Annotated in this window: 15 protein-coding genes and 1 tRNA gene; 11 read left to right on the forward strand and 5 right to left on the reverse strand. The window is 46.4% G+C overall.

From position 1 onward, the window contains the following. Positions 1 to 3 precede the first annotated feature (3 nt). From lacZ to CELL2_RS08000, 6 genes are all read left to right on the forward strand, one after another. Complete coding sequence (gene lacZ, locus CELL2_RS07975; protein WP_038034316.1) at positions 4 to 3,261, forward strand: beta-galactosidase LacZ; 3,258 nt, start codon at positions 4 to 6, stop codon at positions 3,259 to 3,261. 5 nt (positions 3,262 to 3,266) lie between these two features. Then, complete coding sequence (gene galA, locus CELL2_RS07980) at positions 3,267 to 4,925, forward strand: alpha-galactosidase (protein ID WP_038034314.1); 1,659 nt, start codon at positions 3,267 to 3,269, stop codon at positions 4,923 to 4,925. Next, the gene (gene galT / locus CELL2_RS07985; protein WP_038034311.1) at positions 4,922 to 5,878 is read left to right on the forward strand and encodes a galactose-1-phosphate uridylyltransferase; all 957 of its coding nucleotides are present in this window, start codon (positions 4,922 to 4,924) and stop codon (positions 5,876 to 5,878) included. The genes galA and galT overlap by 4 nt, the downstream gene beginning before the upstream one ends. After that, the gene (locus tag CELL2_RS07990; RefSeq protein WP_038034303.1) at positions 5,875 to 6,927 is read left to right on the forward strand and encodes a galactokinase; all 1,053 of its coding nucleotides are present in this window, start codon (positions 5,875 to 5,877) and stop codon (positions 6,925 to 6,927) included. Before galT ends, CELL2_RS07990 begins: the two co-directional genes overlap by 4 nt. A 252-nt stretch (positions 6,928 to 7,179) precedes the next feature. Continuing rightward, positions 7,180 to 8,388, forward strand: a complete 1,209-nt coding sequence (locus tag CELL2_RS07995) for an RNA-guided endonuclease TnpB family protein (RefSeq protein WP_038034301.1) — start codon at positions 7,180 to 7,182, stop codon at positions 8,386 to 8,388. A 39-nt stretch (positions 8,389 to 8,427) separates the two neighbouring features. Continuing rightward, positions 8,428 to 8,772 (forward strand): GGDEF domain-containing protein, encoded by a 345-nt coding sequence (locus CELL2_RS08000; RefSeq protein WP_235231220.1) that lies wholly within the window; start codon positions 8,428 to 8,430, stop codon positions 8,770 to 8,772. Between the two features lie 5 nt (positions 8,773 to 8,777). Here the strand turns inward: CELL2_RS08000 and CELL2_RS08005 are convergent. Both CELL2_RS08005 and CELL2_RS08010 read right to left on the reverse strand, forming a co-directional pair. Beyond that, positions 8,778 to 8,853 (reverse strand) — tRNA-Asn (locus CELL2_RS08005). Positions 8,854 to 8,942: 89 nt separating this feature from the next. Beyond that, positions 8,943 to 9,953, reverse strand: a complete 1,011-nt coding sequence (locus CELL2_RS08010; RefSeq protein ID WP_011943985.1) for an acyltransferase family protein — start codon at positions 9,951 to 9,953, stop codon at positions 8,943 to 8,945. 43 nt (positions 9,954 to 9,996) lie between these two features. Here CELL2_RS08010 and CELL2_RS08015 point away from each other — a divergent pair, with 43 nt between their 5' ends. Both CELL2_RS08015 and CELL2_RS08020 read left to right on the forward strand, forming a co-directional pair. Next, on the forward strand, positions 9,997 to 10,962 hold the full coding sequence (locus CELL2_RS08015) for an AI-2E family transporter (protein WP_011943986.1): 966 nt from the start codon (positions 9,997 to 9,999) through the stop codon (positions 10,960 to 10,962). A 4-nt stretch (positions 10,963 to 10,966) separates the two neighbouring features. Then, positions 10,967 to 11,173 (forward strand): zinc ribbon domain-containing protein, encoded by a 207-nt coding sequence (locus CELL2_RS08020; RefSeq protein WP_011943987.1) that lies wholly within the window; start codon positions 10,967 to 10,969, stop codon positions 11,171 to 11,173. Here the strand turns inward: CELL2_RS08020 and CELL2_RS08025 are convergent. From CELL2_RS08025 to CELL2_RS08035, 3 genes are read right to left on the reverse strand one after another with little or no spacing between them, the layout of a single operon-like run. Next, on the reverse strand, positions 11,170 to 11,670 hold the full coding sequence (locus CELL2_RS08025) for a methylglyoxal synthase (RefSeq protein WP_004080162.1): 501 nt from the start codon (positions 11,668 to 11,670) through the stop codon (positions 11,170 to 11,172). The genes CELL2_RS08020 and CELL2_RS08025 overlap by 4 nt on opposite strands. After that, complete coding sequence (locus CELL2_RS08030) at positions 11,663 to 13,594, reverse strand: sensor domain-containing diguanylate cyclase (RefSeq protein ID WP_038034298.1); 1,932 nt, start codon at positions 13,592 to 13,594, stop codon at positions 11,663 to 11,665. The genes CELL2_RS08025 and CELL2_RS08030 overlap by 8 nt, the downstream gene beginning before the upstream one ends. Next, positions 13,591 to 14,730 carry an aldo/keto reductase gene (locus CELL2_RS08035; protein ID WP_012311231.1) on the reverse strand — a complete coding sequence of 380 codons (1,140 nt, stop codon included), beginning with the start codon at positions 14,728 to 14,730 and terminating at the stop codon, positions 13,591 to 13,593. The genes CELL2_RS08030 and CELL2_RS08035 overlap by 4 nt, the downstream gene beginning before the upstream one ends. 73 nt (positions 14,731 to 14,803) lie before the next feature. On the opposite strand from CELL2_RS08035, the gene smc reads away from it, so the two are divergent. From smc to CELL2_RS08050, 3 genes are read left to right on the forward strand one after another with little or no spacing between them, the layout of a single operon-like run. Further along, positions 14,804 to 18,316: a chromosome segregation protein SMC gene (gene smc / locus CELL2_RS08040; RefSeq protein ID WP_012311232.1), complete on the forward strand. Its 3,513-nt coding sequence runs from the start codon at positions 14,804 to 14,806 to the stop codon at positions 18,314 to 18,316. 2 nt (positions 18,317 to 18,318) lie between these two features. Then, positions 18,319 to 18,858 carry an NUDIX hydrolase gene (locus tag CELL2_RS08045; protein ID WP_012311233.1) on the forward strand — a complete coding sequence of 180 codons (540 nt, stop codon included), beginning with the start codon at positions 18,319 to 18,321 and terminating at the stop codon, positions 18,856 to 18,858. Next, entirely contained in the window at positions 18,855 to 19,448 is a 594-nt protein-coding gene (locus CELL2_RS08050; protein ID WP_012311234.1) for a hypothetical protein, read from the forward strand. The genes CELL2_RS08045 and CELL2_RS08050 overlap by 4 nt, the downstream gene beginning before the upstream one ends. Positions 19,449 to 19,452 lie beyond the last annotated feature (4 nt).

Genomic DNA, 19,452 nt, shown 5'->3' on the forward strand with positions numbered 1-19,452 from the left:
AAGATGGTCTACGAATGGGAAAACCCTCAGCTTGTGAGTGAGGGAACAGAAAAGCCTCATGCCTCTTTCATACCCTACCTCAATCCGTTCACAGGAGAGTGGGAGTATCCCGATGACTTCATCCTGCTCAATGGGAACTGGAAGTTCTTCTTTGCAAAAAATCCCTTCGAGGTTCCGGAGAACTTTTTCCTGGAAGGTTTCGATGACACAAACTGGGACGAAATAGAAGTTCCAAGCAACTGGGAGATGAAAGGCTACGGGAAACCCATCTACACGAACGTGGTCTATCCCTTTGAGCCAAATCCCCCGTTTGTTCCAAAGGACGATAATCCAACCGGGGTGTACAGAAGATGGGTGGAAGTTCCAGAGGAGTGGTTTGGAAAGGAGATTTTCCTTCACTTCGAAGGAGTTCGTTCCTTCTTCTATCTTTGGGTGAACGGGGAAAGAGTGGGATTCAGCAAAGATAGCTGCACACCCGCTGAGTTCAGGGTCACAGACGTTTTGAAACCGGGAAAGAACCTGATCTGTGTGGAGGTTCTGAAGTGGAGTGATGGGAGTTACCTGGAAGATCAGGACATGTGGTGGTTTGCAGGAATCTACAGGGATGTCTATCTCTACGCACTTTCGAAGTTCCATGTGAGAGACATATTCGTGAGAACAGACCTCGATGAGGATTACAGGGACGGGAAGATCTTTCTGGACGTGGAACTGAGAAACCTTGGAGAAGAGAAAGAAAAAGATCTCATTATCACACTCACAGATCCACAGGGAAAAGAAATGACTCTGGTGGAAGAGAGGGTAGGACCAAAGAGTGAAACGCTGTCTTTTGTCTTCGAAGTGAAAGACCCGAAGAAATGGTCAGCAGAGACTCCTCATCTTTACGTTTTGAAGGTGAAACTTGGAGAAGACGAGAAAAAAGTCAACTTCGGGTTCAAGAAGGTGGAGGTAAAGGATGGAAGGCTTCTTTTCAACGGGAAACCTCTCTACATAAAGGGAGTGAACAGACACGAGTTCGATCCGGACAGGGGCCATGCGGTGACCGTGGAGAGGATGATAGAGGACATAAAGCTCATGAAACAGCACAACATAAACACCGTTCGAACCTCACACTATCCGAACCAGACGAAATGGTACGACCTGTGTGACTACTATGGGCTCTACGTCATAGACGAAGCAAACATCGAATCACATGGTATCGGCTGGGATCTCGATGTGACACTTGCGAACAGACCGGAGTGGGAGAAGGCCCACCTTGACAGGATCAAAAGGATGGTGGAGCGTGACAAGAACCATCCCAGCATCATCTTCTGGTCGCTTGGAAACGAAGCAGGAGACGGAGTGAACTTTGAGAAGGCCGCCCTCTGGATAAAAGAGAGGGACAACACAAGACTCGTCCACTACGAGGGAACAACAAGAAGAGGAGAATCGTACTACGTGGATGTCTTCTCTCTCATGTACCCGAAGATAGATGTTCTTCTTGAGTACGCCTCAAGAAAGAGGGAAAAGCCCTTCATCATGTGTGAGTATGCCCACGCGATGGGAAACAGTGTGGGGAACCTGAAGGACTACTGGGATGTGATAGAAAAGTATCCGTATCTTCACGGAGGGTGCATCTGGGACTGGGTGGACCAGGGAATCAGGAAAAAGGATGAAAACGGAAAGGAATTCTGGGCGTACGGCGGAGATTTCGGCGATGAACCAAACGACAAGAATTTCTGCTGCAACGGAGTGGTCCTTCCCGACAGAACACCCGAGCCAGAGCTTTACGAGGTGAAGAAATTCTATCAGAACATCAAAGTGCGCCAGATCGCAAAAGACACCTACGAAGTGGAGAACGGGTATCTCTTCACAGATCTTGAGATGTTCGATGGAACCTGGAGGATCAGAAAAGACGGTGAAGTGGTGAGAGAAGAAAGGTTCAAACTCTCAGCCAGGCCAGGAGAAAAGAAAATTCTTAAGATACCACTTCCAGAGATGGAAGACTCCGAGCATTTCCTTGAGATCTGTTTTTCCCTTTCTGAAGATACCCTCTGGGCGAAGAAAGGACACGTTGTGGCGTGGGAACAGTTCCTCATAAAACCTCCTTCCTTTGAGAAGACTGTTGTTCGAGAAAGTGTGGATCTCTCAGAAGATGGAAGACATCTTTTTGTGAGGTCAAAGGACACAGAACTTGTGTTCTCTAAATTCACCGGCCTTCTGAAGCGCATCGTGTACAGGGGAAGAAATATCCTGACAGGATCGATCGTTCCAAATTTCTGGAGGGTTCCAACGGACAACGACGTCGGAAACAAAATGCCAGAGAGGCTATCCATCTGGAAGAGGGCATCAAAAGAAAGAAAACTCTTCAAGATGTTCTTCTGGAAGAAAGAAGAAAACAGCGTATCCGTTCAGAGTGTCTATCAGGTACCCGGAAACAGCTGGGTGTACCTCACCTACACTATCTTTGGAAACGGTGATATCCTCGTGGATCTTTCCCTGATTCCCGCAGAAGGTGTACCGGAGATTCCAAGGATCGGTCTTCAGTTTGCCGTTCCTGGAGATTTCAGGTTCGTTGAGTGGTACGGAAGGGGTCCGCACGAGACCTACTGGGACAGAAAAGAAAGCGGACTTTTTGCTCGATACAGAAGGACTGTTCAAGATATGATACACAGGTACGTCAGGCCACAGGAGACAGGAAACAGATCGGACGTGAGATGGTTCGCACTCTCCGATGGAAGGGTGAACCTTTTCGTGTCGGGCATGCCGGCGGTGGACTTCAGTGTCTGGCCGTTCTCCATGGAAGACCTGGAGAAGGCAGAGCACGTGAACGAACTTCCAGAAAGGGACTTTGTCACCGTGAACGTGGACTACAGACAGATGGGACTTGGAGGAGACGACAGCTGGGGCGCACTGCCTCATCTGGAGTACAGGCTTCTACCAGAGCCGTATAGCTTTTCTTTCAGAATGAGGGTGAGTGAGGAGATCCCATCCTGGAGGACCCTTCCGGCGATCTCTGAAACACTCCACGCTGAGGTGTCCTCGGACGACATGATACGCGAAGGAGACACCCTGAAAGTGAAACTTTCTCTTCTGAACGATTCTCCACTGAGCAGAAAAGAGCAGATCATACTCTTTGTGGACGGAAAAGAACATTCGGCAAAGAAGGTGGTTATACCACCCTTCAAAGAAGAAACGCTGGTCTTCGAAGTGAACGGACTGAAGAGGGGAGAGCACCTCGTATCCACCAGTCTGAACACGGGAAAAACCATCTATGTGAGGTGATCTGTGTGGAGATCTTCAAAAGACCGTTCAGAGAAGGAAAATTCACTCTGGAGGGAAAAGACTACACCGTTGAGTTCAGTGTGGAAAAGATCCACCTTGGCTGGAAGGTCTCAGGAAGGGTTAAGGGAAACCCTGGAAGGCTCGAGATCTTTCGGGAGAGTGCTCCAGAGAAACTTCTTGTGAACAACTGGCAGTCCTGGGGACCATGCAGGGTGGTGGATCTTTCATCCTTCACACCACCCGAGATAGACCCAAACTGGCAGTACACGGCCTCTGTGGTACCGGATGTGATAAAAAGCCACCTTCAGAGCGACTATTTCGTGGCAGAGGAGGGAAGAGTGTACGGCTTTTTGAGTTCGAAGATCGCACATCCTTTCTTTGCGGTGGAAAACGGAGAACTTGTTGCGTATCTTGAGTACTTCGATGTGAAGTTCGATGACTTCGTTCCGATAGAACCTTTCGTCGTTCTTGAAGATCCGAACACCTCTCTCCTTCTGGAAAAGTACGCTGAACTCGTTGGAAAGGAAAACGGTGCAAGGATACCAGAACACACACCGGTTGGATGGTGCAGCTGGTACCACTATTTCCTTGATCTCACCTGGGAGGAGACTTTGAAGAATCTGGAACTTGCAAGGGAGTTTCCCTTCGAGGTCTTTCAGATAGACGATGCGTACGAAAAGGACATCGGAGACTGGCTCGTCACGAAGAAAGACTTCCCATCTGTGGACGAGATGGCAAAAGCGATACAGGAAAAAGGCTTTGTTCCTGGTATATGGACCGCACCGTTCAGCGTTTCGGAGACGTCGGACGTGTTCAACACCAACCCGGACTGGGTTGTGAAGGAAAACGGAAGACCCAAAATGGCTTACAGAAACTGGAACAGAAAGATTTACGCTCTTGATCTTTCAAACGAAAAGGTACTGGGATGGCTCTTCGATCTTTTCAGCTCTCTCAGGAAGATGGGCTACAGATACTTCAAGATCGACTTTCTCTTTGCAGGAGCGATTCCGGGTGAGAGGAAAGAAAACATCACACCCGTTCAGGCGTTCAGAAGGGGGCTGGAGGTGATCAGAAAGGCGGTTGGAGACGACTCTTTCATACTCGGATGTGGCTCTCCTCTTCTTCCTGCTGTTGGGTACGTTGACGGCATGAGGATAGGGCCAGACACCACACCCTTCTGGGGAGATCACATAGAAGACAACGGAGCACCCGCTGCAAGATGGGCTCTGAGAAATGCCATCACACGCTACTTCATGCACGACAGACTCTGGCTGAACGATCCGGACTGTCTCATCCTGAGAGAGGAAAAAACAGAACTGACCCCACAAGAGAGAGAACTCTACTCGTACACCTGTGGAGTCCTCGACAACATGATCATAGAAAGTGACGACCTGTCACTTGTGAAAGAGCACGGAAGGAAGGTTCTGAGAGAGACACTCGATCTTCTCGGGGGAAAGCCCCGTGTTCTGAACATCATGACAGAGGATCTGAAGTACGAGATCGTCTCGTCTGGCACGATCTCTGGAAACACCAGGCTCGTTGTCGATCTCAAAAACAGAGAGTACCATCTGGAAAAAGAGGGAAAGTCCTCTCTGAGAAAGAAGGTTGTCAAAAGAGAAGACGGAAGAAACTTCTACTTCTACGAAGAGGGTGAGAGAGAATGATGGAACTCAGGTACAACCCGCTCACAGACGAATGGGTGATCATCTCCGCTGCAACACAGAAAAGACCGGTTCAGCCTTCGAAAACGGAGTGTCCCATATGTGTGGGAGGACTGGAACTTCCCGAAGAGTACGATCTGGTCACCTTCGAAAACAGATATCCTTCTCTCAAAAAGGACCCTCCCCCTGTGGACTGGAAGGAGAAGGGACCTTTCAGAAAAGAAGAGTCTCGCGGTGTATGCGAGGTGGTGGTCTACACCTCCGACCACAACACCGCACTCCCCGGTATGCCTCTGAAACAGATAGAAAAACTCGTTGAGATGTGGGTGGACCGAACCAGGGACCTTTCTCGGCACGATTTTGTGAAGTACGTCTTCATCTTCGAAAACCGTGGAAAAGAAGTTGGTGCCTCTCTTCCCCATCCACACGGTCAGATCTACGCCTTTCCTTTCCTTCCAAAAAGAATAGAGGTGAAGATAGATGCGATGAGAAAGTGGTACGAGGAAAAAAGAAGATGTCCCATCTGCGAGATCCTCGAGAACGAAGAAGAGGAAAGGAAGGTGTACGAAACAGAAAACTTCGTAGCGGTTGTTCCCTTCTACGCGCGCTTTCCGTACGAGGTGCACATATATCCAAAAAGGCACGTGAGCACGCTCCTTGAGTTTTCTAAGGAAGAGAAGAAAGAATTCGCAAAAGTATTGAAAGTGGTGACCGCCAAGTACGACAAACTCTTCGATCAGGAGTTTCCGTACATGATGATGTTCTTTCAGGCACCATTCAACGGCGAGGACGTTTCTCACTTTTTCCACTTCCATGTGGAGTTCAATCCACCAAAAAGAGACAGGGACAAGTTAAAGTGGATGGCAAGCGTTGAGACGGGTACATGGGCTTTCATAAATCCCGTTGTTCCGGAGGAGGCAGCAAGACAGCTCAGGGAGACGGAGGTGGAGATATGAGGGTGAAGGCACCGGGAAGAATAAACATCATCGGAGAACACACCGACTACAACGACGGGTACGTCCTTCCTTTCGCCGTGAACAGGTTCGTCTTTCTCACGATAGAAGATTCAGGAAAGTTCGTCTTCCACTCGGAGAACATGAACGAGACGGTGGAAATGGAAAAAATAGAAAAACTGAACAGGTGGACGGACTACATCTCCGGTGTTATCAAAGCCTTCGAGAAAAGAGGCTACAAGGTTTCCCCTGTGAAGATCTCGGTTTCGTCAAACCTTCCCATGGGTGCGGGGCTTTCAAGTTCTGCAGCACTTGAGATGGCAACCGCCTATGCGATCTCGGAGCACTTCGGTTTCCATCTGCCTAAACTGGAACTTGTGAAGATCGCACGTGAAGCGGAAGTGGAGTTCGTCGGTGTCAGGTGTGGCATCATGGACCAGTTCACCTCCGCTTTCGGAAAAAAAGACCACGCGATCTTTCTGGACACGATGACCCTCGAGTACGAGTATGTTCCCCTGAAACTGGAAGGCTACGAGATAAACCTCGTCGATTCCAACGTAAAGCACGAACTTTCCTCCTCCGAGTACAACAAAAGAAGGCAGGAGTGTGAAGAGGTTCTGAGAGTTCTTGGAAAAAGAAGCTTTCGTGAAGTGACAAAGGAAGACCTGAAGAAACTTCCGGACGTTTTGAAAAAGCGTGCCCAGCACGTTCTGGAGGAAAACGAAAGAGTGCTGAAAAGCGTTCAGGCGTTGAAAGAGGGAGATTTCGAAACGCTTGGAAGGCTTCTTTTCTCTTCCCATGAAAGCCTGAGAGATCTTTACGAGGTGTCCTGCGAAGAGACGGATTTCATCGTGGATTTTCTGAAGGGAAGAGAGGGCATTCTGGGTGCGAGAATGGTCGGTGGTGGATTCGGTGGAGGTGTGATCGTTTTATCGAAAAAGGGTGCTTTTGAGAAGATCAAAGAAAAACTGAAAAACGCTTACAGGGATCGTTTCAAAATAGAACTCACCTTCCACGAGATAGAGAGTGCAGACGGTGTTCAAAAGATCTGAAGGGAGCGCGAGCTCCCTTTTTTGTTAAAATGAAGTTGGTATTTCCAGATTCGGGGGGATCTGCGATCTTTGTTTATCGAACAAAGTGCAAAGAAGACACCATTTTCTATAAGGTGGGGATGAATTTGCAATTTAATATGTGCCAAAATGTTAATATATCATAGAGAAATGAAGAAGATTGTCTTTTGACAGTAGGCGGATCACCTTTGGAAGTGTTAAAAGAATACATCAAATCTCAAGGACGTGACAAAAATGCTTCGAACCTACAAGTTCAGAATCTACCCTACGAGAGAACAAGAAGAAAAACTGGCCAAACATTTCGGTCACACCAGATTCGTGTACAACTTCTTTCTGAACTACGCCAACATCATCTACAGAGTAATGGAACGTCCTACATACTACAACGAATGGGCATCTGTTTTGGTAAAACTCAAAAAGACAAACAAATATTCATGGCTCAACGAAGTGAACTCTCAAGCGCTCCAGCAGTCGCTGAAAGATTTAGAACGTGCATTCAAGAATTTCTTCAAAAAGCAAGCCAGCTATCCAAAGTTCAAGAAAAAGAAATTCTCCCGCCAAATCTTTCGTATTCCACAGCACATTCAGCTGTATATCAAAGAAGACAATCCAAAATACGGCTGTATATTCGTTCCCAAGTTCAAAGAAGGGATAAAAGTGCGGCTTCACAGAAAGCTTCCGAAAGACGGAAAGATAAAACAAGCAACGTTCATCAAAACACCAACGAACAAATATTACGCTGCGATAGTCTTTGAAGTCCAAGATGCTGAAGTACAAAATACTTCCACCGACATTCTAGGTATAGACCTTGGAATCAAAGACACAATCACATTGAGCGATGGCAAGAAATATAAAATGCCAGACCTTTCAAAATACGAGAGACAGATCAAAAGACTTCACAGACGATTATCCAGGAAACAGAGAGGTTCAAAGAACTGGGAGAAAGCACGTTTGCGTCTTGCAAAGCTGTACGAGAAAATAGTCAACATAAAAAACGACTGGCTTCACAAGATCACACATGATCTTGTCAGCGAAAGCCAAGCTGGAAAGATCGTGGTGGAAGACCTCAACATCAAAGGTATGGTTCAAAACCACAGACTTGCCAGGCACATCCACATGCAGTCGTGGAGGAGATTCTTAGAACTTCTCGAGTACAAGGCAAAGCGCTGTGGGATCGAAGTGATAAAAGCGAACAGATACTATCCCTCAAGTCAGATGTGCAGTGAATGCGGGTACATAAACAAAGAAGTCAAAGACCTGAGCGTTAGAGAATGGACGTGTCCTGTATGTGGAGCGCATCACGATAGAGACGTGAACGCTGCGAAGAATTTGGTCAGGTACGGCTTGATGCTTTCAATAGGGCGGGAACCGTCCGAGTTCATGCCTGTGGACAGTGCTCTGGCGGCGGAACCCGAAAGGGGTCTACGAGCTATCACGGGTTGAAGCGGGAAACCACATCTTCTGTAAGGTGGGGTAGTTCACGTGGATCTGGACAATTTCAAAAAGATCAACGATACCTACGGACACGAAAGCGGTGATGAGATTTTGAAGGCCCTCGTTCAAACAATAAAAAAGAATGTGAGACAGTCCGATATCGTGGTGAGAATGGGAGGAGATGAATTTCTTGTGATATTGAGAGGATGCAAACCAGAGAAAGCGGAGGAAATCTTCCAGAAGATACTGCTTGAATTCAAAAACAGCCATCCTCTCCAGCCAGAGTTTTCCTACGGTGTGGTTCCCTTCAAAGAAAGCCTCGAAAGGACACTTAGGGAAGTCGATGAATCGATGTACAGAATGAAGGATGTTAAGAAGGGGACGTTAAAATAAAAAAATGGCTCCGGCGGCAGGACTCGAACCTGCAACCACCTGGTTAACAGCCAGGCGCTCTACCGGTTGAGCTACGCCGGAACCTCCACGGATAATTGTACTACATACCTTCCTGAATTTCAAGTGGACTTGATGGTAAAATGAATGAAAAAATTGAAAAAAGGTTGATATCAAGCACCGATGACTATTTTTCTTACCGGTTTTGGAAGGATCCGTGCCAGTTTCAGTAGAATTTCCATGATCATCAAGGAAAACACCACCATGATGATCACCCAGCACCATTCGGGAAGATCAACAAAAGTGTCGAGAAACACGTAGAACATCCACTGAAACGGCATGTGAATCATGAAGAGAAGGAAAGAATACCTTCCCATCCTTTTCAAAAAGGACAGATTAACTTTTTCAGCCAGCCAGGTGAACACCTCTATACTGTAGATTCCCAGAAGTACTCCTGTGAGAGAAAACTGATCGACTCCCAAAAGTGTGTGGAATTTTCCGTACGCGTTCCAGTACTCCAGAGATCCGATCGCAAAGAGAAAGACGTATAGGAACAAAGATAGCTTTCGTGGTTCTCTCTTCTTTCTCTCGACAGCATCTTTGTATCCCATCAGAAATGGAAAAAGCCAGTGAACAGGATTGAGATAAGTGATCAACGCACCTTCTATGGGAGGAAGGAGTCTGTCCTTCGTGAGGAACCAAAAACTCACAAAAGAGGAGTTAACAACAGCTCCGGCGAAGGAAAACGGCAGAATCTTCCGGGGATCTTTTATGAAAATCGATATCAACAGCAGAATCATTACAACCAGTACGAAATAGTACTGCCACGATCCTGTGAAAGAAAAGATGGTGATCAGATATTTTTTGAGTATTGAATCATCAACGCTGAAAACCCTCTTCGTCACCCAGACGTTCGTATATTCTCCATCCAACAACACATAAGCAATGAAAGAAAGGGAAGCCCAGAAGAGATAGAAATGAAAGAAAGAAGAAGCCTTCTGGAGAATCTTCAAAGGGTTCTTTTTCACTCTTCCCTGTGAATATCCGAACAGATACACGAAGACGAAAACGGAAGGACTCACGAATCTGAGCAGTGGAACGAGAAAAGTGAGGTCTCTGTACACCCCCACGATAGCGTGACCCATTAAAACGAACAGAATCAAAAGTCCCCTCAACGATTCCAACGGTCCCACCTCTGCTAAAATAATATCGAAAGGAGTGAAGAACTTGAAGAACAAACACTTTGCCCTGCTGTATCTTGTTCTGTTTTTAGTACTCGCAAAACTTTCCCCTTTCATTATAACCGCTCTGATAATGGGGCTGTATCTTTCGATAATTATCGATTACGTTGCGCGATTTTTGGGAATACTCGTAAAAAAACCGCGCGTTCTTCCCCGCGTGATATCAAACGTTCTTGTCTTCCTCACGACAGCCTATTCGGCTGTTAATTTCTTTCCGGTGATCGTAAGAGAAGCGCAGAAGGTCTTCACTGAGATAGACAGAATAAGATCGGGTTTGGAGAACATCGACATACCCGGATGGTTGTCTTCTATATTGAACAGCATCAGCGCATCCTTCTCAGAAGGGGCACTCTCGCTTGTGAACAAAATCATAGGCTACGTTCCTTCTTTCATAACGGCTGCCATACTCATAGTGATCACGGCCTTTATCGTGTCCTCGTTGAAGAGACTCATAAAAGAAAATGTACACTACCTGTTTCCCACAAATCCCAGTGACGGTAAAGAGTTCCTGAAAACTACTTACACCGAGTTCGAAAGGTTTGTGGGTGGTCAGGTGCTCGTTGCGATATTCGTCGGTCTGTTTGTTGGCTTTGGTGCTTTCATTTTCAAAATACCGAGTGCGTTCTTTTTAGGAATGCTTGCTTTCGTAACGGATTTCGTTCCGTATCTTGGGGTGGTGATATCTGCTATTCCTCTTCTGATGCTTGCCTTCTCTGTTCATGGTCTGAGCGGTCTTCTCATAGGAACGATCATCCTCGTCGCGGCGAATCAACTGGAAATGTGGGTGCTCGCTCCAAAGATACAGAGCAACACCTTGAACGTTCACTGGTTCATCATTCTGATCACTATACTCATCCTCGGCGATCTTTTCAGTTTCGGTGGCGTTCTAATTGCGCTTCCGTTTCTGATATTCCTGAAAAACTTCTGGAAGCAGTACGTAATGGGAGGCTGAAACGATGCCCACTTACACGTTCAGGTGTAAAAAGTGTGGGGAAGAATACACGGTATTCACCTCTTACAGCAAAATAGACGAGGTGAGATGTCCTAAGTGTGACTCAAAAGAGAAGGAAAGAGTGTACAGGAAGATTTCCTTCTCCGTGCAGGGTGGTTCTTCTTCCTCCTCGTGCGGTGGAAGCTGTGGAGGATGTTCAGGATGTAGCTAAGTCTCTTCTTCCTCACCCTCCACTACTTTTCTGATCCTTCTTTCCAGTTCTTCTTCGTAGTCTATCTGAATCTTCTCGTACACATCGTTCATGAGCGGTGAGGAGATTAAGAAGTCCGCTGTGGATCTTGTGATGGCGACGGGAATGTTGTACACTGTGGCTATCCTGATGAGTGCTTTCACATCCACATCGTGAGCTTGGGGTTCCAGAGGATCCCAGAAGAATATGAGCACGTCTATCTTTCCTTCAGCGATCATCGCACCGATCTGCTGATCTCCACCGAGGGGTCCGCTTTTCAGTCGGTGTACTTTGAGACCGAGTTTTTCCTGAAGGAGAGCACCGGTCGTACCTGTAGCGTAAAGCTCGTGTTTGGAGAGCGTTCCAAGATTGAAGCTCACCCACTCAAGAAGATCTCTCTTTCTCCTATCGTGTGCAATGAGAGCGATCCTCTTCTTTTTATCCATAAAGATCTTGTACCTTCTTGGTCTGTCAGACATTCTCTCTCCCCCTCTTCTTGCTGAATTTATTCATGTACATCCTTTCGTCTGCGACCTTCAGGAGTTCTTCCACACTTTCTCCGTCTTCGGGGAACACGCTGATACCATAACTGAAATTCACTGAAAACAATTCTCCATCCACTGGAACAGATTCTCTGAAGTGCTCTTCTATTCTCTTCATGAGAATTTCCGCTCCTGTTCGATCCGTTTCAGGGAGTATGATACCGAATTCGTCACCCCCGAGTCTACCAACTACATCCGATTTTCTCAGAAGTGAGGTGAGTCTGTTTACAAACTCTTTCAGAACTCGATCTCCAACCAGGTGGCCCTTTGAATCGTTTATACGCTTGAAATCATCAAGATCGATGAAGACGAAGGAGAGTTTTCTGCTGTACCTCTTTGAAAGGTTGATGAGGTAAGCGAGTCTACTTTCGAACGCTTCTCGGTTGTACACACCAGTTAGGGAATCGCGTTCAGCGAGCCAGAGGATCCTCTCCTCCCCCTTCAATTTCCAGTAGATGAGTTCTAGGTGATTTTTCAAAAGTCTGGCCATCTCAAAAAGTCTCTCATCGGTTTTTCCACAGCCGATGAGGAGTACTGCAAAAGTATCTGTTTCGTACTCAAGAGGAATTCTCAACATTCTATTCTCACAATCTATGTCTTCCGGTATCCTGGACAAAATCTCTTCGAAAGAACCGTTGAGAGAGGCTGTCAGAACGAAATCCCCGTTCTTTTTTTCGTACAGAGCCACACTCTTTGAACCGAACACTTCACCGAGTGATAAAAGATACTGTTTGAACACGAAATCGTTCCATCCGGGCGATAGAAGGCTTTTTGAAAGATCCAGAAGAAGCTGATAGAATTTTTTGTCTTCTTCCAGAGAGGTGAGATTTTCCTTTAACTCAGTGATGTCAAGGCCTGTTACCATCACTCTGTTCTCCTCAAGGGGTATGAACACCCATCTTATGATTCTTCCATCTATGGTACCTTCGTGCACCATTTTTTCTTTGAAGGATCTTTCAAAAGTTTCGTGTGGAAAACTTTCGTGGAACATGTCGAACCAGTTTTTGTTCAGAAGCTGTTCTCTGTTCACTCCAAGAAGTTTGCAACCTGCTTCGTTCACGTCTTCAACCGTTCCATCTTCTCTCAGAATCACACTCAAAACGGGAATGTTGTTGAAATAAGTGAGGAATCTTTTTCTTTCTCTTCTGATCTGATCCTCTATTTTCCTTATATCATCGATGGGGCGTGCGATTTCCTGAATCATAGCGATCTTCTTTCCTTCATATACCGGAGCCAATTTACACTCGCACAGAACGGTTCTTCCATCCTTTGAGAGAAGTTCCCTTTCCAGAGTCTTTATACCATTCTGTGAAAAATTCAAGATTTGAAACAATACCCTTTCTTCACCTGGCTTAGAAATCTCCTCTATGGTTTTTCCGAGAAGCTCGATGCGAGTGTATCCCAGGAATTTCTCAGCGGCTGGATTCACATCAACGATCTTTCCAGATGGGTCGTAGTATATCACCATGTCGTTGTTTTCCTCGAAGAGTCCTCTGAACATCAGGGTGAATCTTTTCAGTTTTAAAAATACTCTGAAGATTCCAATTAGAAGCAGAAGAGAACCGGCCACGTAAAAGATCAATTTGACTGTATAGAAAAAAGAAGGAAAAGCGAAGAAAAATTCCAGAAGATTCATCAGCGCGCCGAGAAACAAAGAAACGCTTCCAAAAAGAACCACGTACGATCCTGTCAGGGAAAACAAAGTGTTCAGCAAAAAAGATCCGAGAAGAAAAAGAACTCTGGGAAGGGCAATTTCCCAGCGAGTCGCTAAGTGAATTTCAAGAGGGGTGCCGATCAGGAAAGAATAAATGATTAAAAGTACGGTGCCCACGAGGAGCACCGGCCAGATGAGTTTTTTCATTTGACCTCCGCTAACTCCCTGTGAACTTTCTTCAGAAGGTTCGGTATGTCGAGCTTTTGCGGACACTTACTGAGACATTCGCCGCATTCAACACAGAAGGAAGCGGCGGATTTTTGACTTTCAAACCATTTGTACGTTCTTCTTCCACCTTCCCAATCTTCGAACATGATGGTTTCGTTGTACAGACGGAAGTTTCCGGGGATATCCACACCGTTCGGACACGGCATGCAGTATCCACACTGGGTGCAGTTTATCACAGCAAAAGACTCAAGGGTTTTTCTTACCTCTTCTATCATCTTCATGTCTTCGTCTGTGAGATTGCCGGGAGTGATATTGCTCATGATCTTTACGTTCTGTTCCACCTGTTCGAGGGTGCTCATTCCACTCAATATGGTGGAAACCTCCGGGTGATGTCCAATCCATCTGAAGCTCAGTTCTACCGGAGACCAGTCCTTGTTGTATTTCCTAAGAATTTCCATGACCTTCTCTGGAAGTCTTGCGAGCTTTCCACCTTTGAGTGGTTCCATGATCACAACGGCAAGTCCCTTTGATCCAGCGTATTTCAACCCTCTCAGTCCTGCCTGGTAGTTCACGTCCATGTAGTTGAGCTGTATCTGGCAGAAGTCCCAGTCGTACCCATCGACGATCTCTTTAAAAACTGGATAGCTGTCGTGGAACGAAAAGCCCGCAAATCTTATCTTCCCTTTTGCTTTCGCTTTCTCGAAGAAATCGAAGAATCTCAGATTCTTGATCTTCTCCCATCTTTCTTTGTTCAGTGCGTGCATGAGGTACATATCAACGTGATCCGTCTGGAGTTTCTCCAGCTGTTCGTCGAGAATTCTCTCAAAATCTTCGTGTTTTTCCACCTGCCAGACGGGAGATTTGGTTGCGAGGAAAACTTTTTCACGGTATCCGTCTTTCAGAGCTTTTCCCACGACTTTTTCACTGTTTCCTCCGTGGTAAGGATAGGCCGTATCGACATAGTTCACACCGTGATCGATGGCGTAACGGATCATTTCGATGGCTTTCTCTTCGTCGATGTTTGAATGATCCTCTCCAATGACGGGGAGTCGCATGGCTCCAAAACCGAGGAGCGACGTCTTCACTCCGGTTTTTCCGAAATCTCTGTACTGCATATTTTCACCTCCTTACAGTTATCAATTTTATCACTCCACAATGATAAAATCTAACGTGTGGGAGGGGATCGGTTTGAGATTGAAAAAACTCTACTTAAAAGGTTTTAAATCCTTTGGAAGACCTTCCCTGATAGGTTTCTCCGATCGCGTGACCGCTATCGTTGGCCCCAACGGTAGCGGGAAATCCAACATCATAGATGCCATAAAATGGGTGTTCGGTGAACAATCGAAGAAAGAGCTCCGTGCGAGTGAAAAGTTCGATATGATCTTCGCTGGATCGGAGAACCTTCCACCGGCTGGTTCTGCCTATGTGGAGCTTGTCTTTGAAGAAAACGGAGAGGAAATAACCGTGGCCCGTGAGTTAAAGAGAACGGGAGAGAACACTTACTACCTCAACGGAAGCTCGGTTAGATTGAAAGACATCAGGGATCGCTTCGCGGGTACCGGTCTTGGAGTGGACTTCTACTCCATCGTGGGACAGGGACAGATAGACAGAATCGTTAATGCCTCACCGGAAGAACTGAGATTACTGCTGGAAGAGGCGGCGGGTGTTTCCATATACAGAGAGAAGAAAAAGGAAACAGAACTGAACCTCGAAAGGACGAAGGCGAACCTCGACAGGGTGAAGGACGTTCTGTTTGAGCGCGAAAGGCAGATGAAATCTCTCTACCTCAAAGCCAAGCGCGCTGAAAGGTTCAAGGAGTACACGGCCCAGCTCGAGGAACTTCAAAAGATCTACTACGGAAACGTTTTTAAGAGAGAAAGAAAAAAACTGGAATTCTACCAGGAAGAAGAAAAGAAGACAAACGAGAAGATAAAGAACATCCAGAAAGAACTGGTGGAGCTGGAAACGAAGTGGAGCACCCTGAGAAGCGAGTTTGGGGAGATGGACCAGGAAATAGAACGCTACACGAAACTCCTTGAAGACTACAAGAAAAGACAGAACGACCTTGTGGAGATGAAAGGATTCTACTCTTCAAAGCTCGCAGACAGTGAAAACAGGTACGTGGAATTGTCCACCAGGCTCGATGAACTGGAGAAGCGAAGAGAAGAGTACAAAAAACGTCTTGAAGAGATGGAGTACATATTCAAAGGAGTGATGGGAGACTACGAGAGGAAAGCGAAAGAGCTCGAAGAGTTCGAAAAAGAAAAAGAGAATCTCCTTTCGAGATTCAGCGAGAAAGAGAAAGAGTTTTTGAGAGTCAGAGACGAGATCTCCAAGTTAGAAAAACAGATACTCAAACTTGAGAACGAACTTTTGAGGATAGGAGAAACTCTCGAAGACCTTGAAAAGAGAAGGAAAATAACGGAAAATCAGATACTAACGAGGAGAAGAGAGCTCGAAGATAAAAAGAGCGAGTTCAAAGAGATATCCAAGCGTGTAGAAGAACTCGATGAAGAGGAGAGAAAATTGACTGAAGAATTGAACGCTGTTCGTGAAAGACTGGAGGAGATCGAGGGAGAGATCAGAAGGGTCAATCTGGAAATAGACGCGAAAGAGAAGAGATTGAGAGAGATACAGTTCGAAAAAGAAATGATCGAGCGCGATATGCGAGAGTACCGTGGATTCTCAAAAGCAGTGAAGGTAGTCTTCGAGGAAAAGGAGCGCTTTCCCGGACTTGTGGACGTGGTTTCGAATCTGATAGAGGTGGATGAAAAGTACTCCCTCGCTGTGAGCGTGCTTCTCGGTGGGACGGCTCAGAACATCGTGGTGAGAAATGTGGATACGGCGAAAGCGATCGTGGAGTTTTTGAAACAGAACGAAGCGGGAAGGGTGACCATTCTTCCACTCGATTTGATAGACGGTTCATTCAACAGGATATCCGGTCTGGAAAACGAAAGAGGATTTGTGGGGTACGCTGTTGATCTGGTGAAACTTCCTTCGGAATTGGAAGTTCTGGGAGGATTTCTCTTTGGGAATTCCGTGGTGGTGGAAACACTAGACGACGCTATCAGAATGAAGAAAAAATACCGATTGAACACCAGGATCGCTACTCTCGATGGTGAACTCATAAGCGGAAGAGGAGCCATAACAGGAGGAAGAGAAGAAAGATCGAGCAACGTGTTTGAAAGACGCATAAAGCTGAAGCATCTGGAGCAGGAGATGGAAGAAACAGAGAAACAAATCGAAGAAAAGAGGGACGAACTGGCCAGCCTGAAGACAGAACAGGAAAACCTGAAAAATCAGGAAAAGCTCGTTCAGAGGGAACTGTTCGAACTCTCCAGGAAATCGTCTTCGACTAAAACCGTTCTGTCCGAGATCTTGAGATCTATCAATCAGCTTCAGGAAGAGGTGGAAAATCTGGAGAAGCTCCTGGTTGAGTACAGGGCAAAAGAAGAAGGACTGAACGCGAGAAGAGAAAAGATCTTCGAGGAGATCGACGAGCTGAAGCAGAACAGAGAAAACCTTCAAAAATCGCTGACCGAATACTCCGAAGAACTCGAGAAAGAAAAGAAGATTCTCGATGAACTCAACGAAAAGATCTTCACGCTCAGGGCAGAGGTTGGAAATCTTCTGGAAACAAAAGATCGATACGAAAAGGAAATGCGCGACACGGGAAAAATGATAGAACGCATTGCCCGAGAAACAGAAGACATAAAACTGCAGATGACGAGCCTCGAAGAAGAGATGGAAAACTACAGAAAGTTCATAAGAGAACACGAGAGAGAAATCGAGCATTTGAAGAAAGAAATGGACAGTGTGTTTGAAGCCATGAAACTTCACAGATCAGGTAAAGAAGAAAAGATGCGAGAGCTTCAGGAAGTAGAAAACAGGATGAACGAACTGAAAGAAGAGAAGGAAAGATTGAGAAATCACCTCCACCAGATAGATCTGGCTCTCCAGGAAACCAGGTTGAAGATAGCAAACCTCTTGGAAGAGTTCTCCGGAAACGAAGAGGACGTTGAAGAACTCGGCGAAGAACAACTCGAGGAGGTCTACAGACAGATAAAAGATCTGGAAAACAAGATAAAGTACCTAGGTCCTGTTGATCTCACGGCTATAGACGAGTACGAGAAACTCCGCGAAGAGTACGAGGAAATATTAAAACAGAAAGAGGATCTTGAGGAAGCAAAACGAAAACTTGAAGAGATCATAGAAAAAACGGATCGAGAAGCGGAGAGCTTGCTCTTTGACGTTTACCAGAAGGTGAATGAGAGTTTCAACAGGTTCATTTCTCTGCTCTTCTTCGGTGGCGAAGGAAGACTCAACATCGTTTCTGAAGCCAAGAGCATTCTCGATGCGGGTTTTGAAATATCCATAAGAAAGCCGGGAAGAAGAGATCAGAAGTTGAGTCTTCTTTCGGGTGGCGAGAAGGCGCTCGTGGGACTGGCTTTGCTTTTCGCTCTCATGGAGATAAAACCGAGTCCCTTCTACGTGCTCGACGAGGTTGATTCTCCCCTCGATGACTACAACGCAGAGAGGTTCAAGAGGCTCCTCAAAGAGAACTCGAAGCACACCCAGTTCATCGTGATCACGCACAATAAAATCGTGATGGAAGCGGCCGATCTTCTACATGGGGTGACCATGGTGAACGGTGTGTCGGCCATCGTTCCGGTAGAGGTGGAGAAAATACTGGAGGTGTAGCGATGAAGTTCTACGAAGAGAAGATAGACAGCAGAAGAGTCTTCGAGGGAAAGATGATAAATGTGAGGGTGGACCGCGTGAGGCTTCCAGACGGCAAGGAATCCACTCGTGAAGTGGTGGATCACCCCGGTGCCGTGGTGATCGTTCCCGTGCTCGGTGAGAAGATTCTGTTCGTTGAACAGTACAGGTATCCCATCGAGCAGGTCCTTCTGGAGCTTCCCGCGGGAAAACTGGATCCTGGGGAGTCACCGGAAGAATGTGCAAAAAGAGAGCTCGAGGAGGAAACGGGCTACAAGGCGAAGAAGCTTTCTTATCTTGGAAAGATCTTCACCACACCGGGTTTCACCACGGAAGTGATACACATATTCGCTGCCGAAGACCTGGAAAAGACCGCTCAGAACACAGACCCAGATGAATTCATCGATGTTAAAGAAGTGTCCATTGAAGAAGCACTTTCTCTGCTCAAGAACGCGGAGATAGAAGATTCCAAAACCATCTGTGCGCTAACACGATTTTTCTTTGCGAAGGGAGTGATTCGATGAAGGTGATCGTGAACGGAGAGGAGATAGTCGTTGAAGGGGTCCAAACCCTGGGAGAGCTTCTGAATCGGGTGAGAGAAAACAAAGAGAATCTCGTTGTGAAGAGAATAGTTATAGACCATGAAGAACAACCTCTGTCCAGCCTGGAAGACCTGAAACAGATGGAAATAAACGAGGAAATGGAGATCGAACTGGAACTCTCCCCGTTGAGGGATTTTCTCCTCGAAACGATTGAAGAGGTGCTCAGGTATATAAAACGGGTGAAACCTCTCCTCGGTAAGGTGGCGGACGCGGTTGTTGCTGGAACCACAGAGGGATACAGGAGTATAAACGATCTTGCCGAAGGGCTGAACGCGATGGAGAACGTCCGCATGAACACTGTGAGAATCACTGGAATCAACTCGAAGGAACTCGGGCTGAAAGTCGAAGAGGAGAATCTGGTTCGTATCCTCACGGACTTTGTGAACGCTCTTCAAAGCAAAGATCTGGTGAAAATAGCGGATCTCATAGATGGAGAGCTCAAAGACGTTTTTGAATATTACGAAGAGTTTTTCAAGAGGGTTGAAGAGTTGCTTCAGAAAGAACCGTCCTGAGAGG

It is taken from the genome of Thermotoga sp. Cell2 (assembly GCF_000789375.1).
Classification (GTDB): Bacteria; Thermotogota; Thermotogae; order Thermotogales; family Thermotogaceae; genus Thermotoga; species Thermotoga petrophila.

Excerpts from the sequence above, each read along its gene's own strand:
- lacZ (WP_038034316.1), top strand. The coding sequence starts at position 4 with ATGGTCTACGAATGGGAAAACCCTCAGCTTGTGAGTGAGGGAACAGAA.
- galT (WP_038034311.1), top strand. The coding sequence starts at position 4,922 with ATGATGGAACTCAGGTACAACCCGCTCACAGACGAATGGGTGATCATC.
- CELL2_RS07990 (WP_038034303.1), top strand. The coding sequence starts at position 5,875 with ATGAGGGTGAAGGCACCGGGAAGAATAAACATCATCGGAGAACACACC.
- CELL2_RS07995 (WP_038034301.1), top strand. The coding sequence starts at position 7,180 with ATGCTTCGAACCTACAAGTTCAGAATCTACCCTACGAGAGAACAAGAA.
- CELL2_RS08020 (WP_011943987.1), top strand. The coding sequence starts at position 10,967 with ATGCCCACTTACACGTTCAGGTGTAAAAAGTGTGGGGAAGAATACACG.
- CELL2_RS08025 (WP_004080162.1), bottom strand. The coding sequence starts at position 11,670 with ATGTCTGACAGACCAAGAAGGTACAAGATCTTTATGGATAAAAAGAAG.
- CELL2_RS08030 (WP_038034298.1), bottom strand. The coding sequence starts at position 13,594 with ATGAAAAAACTCATCTGGCCGGTGCTCCTCGTGGGCACCGTACTTTTA.
- CELL2_RS08035 (WP_012311231.1), bottom strand. The coding sequence starts at position 14,730 with ATGCAGTACAGAGATTTCGGAAAAACCGGAGTGAAGACGTCGCTCCTC.
- CELL2_RS08045 (WP_012311233.1), top strand. The coding sequence starts at position 18,319 with ATGAAGTTCTACGAAGAGAAGATAGACAGCAGAAGAGTCTTCGAGGGA.
- CELL2_RS08050 (WP_012311234.1), top strand. The coding sequence starts at position 18,855 with ATGAAGGTGATCGTGAACGGAGAGGAGATAGTCGTTGAAGGGGTCCAA.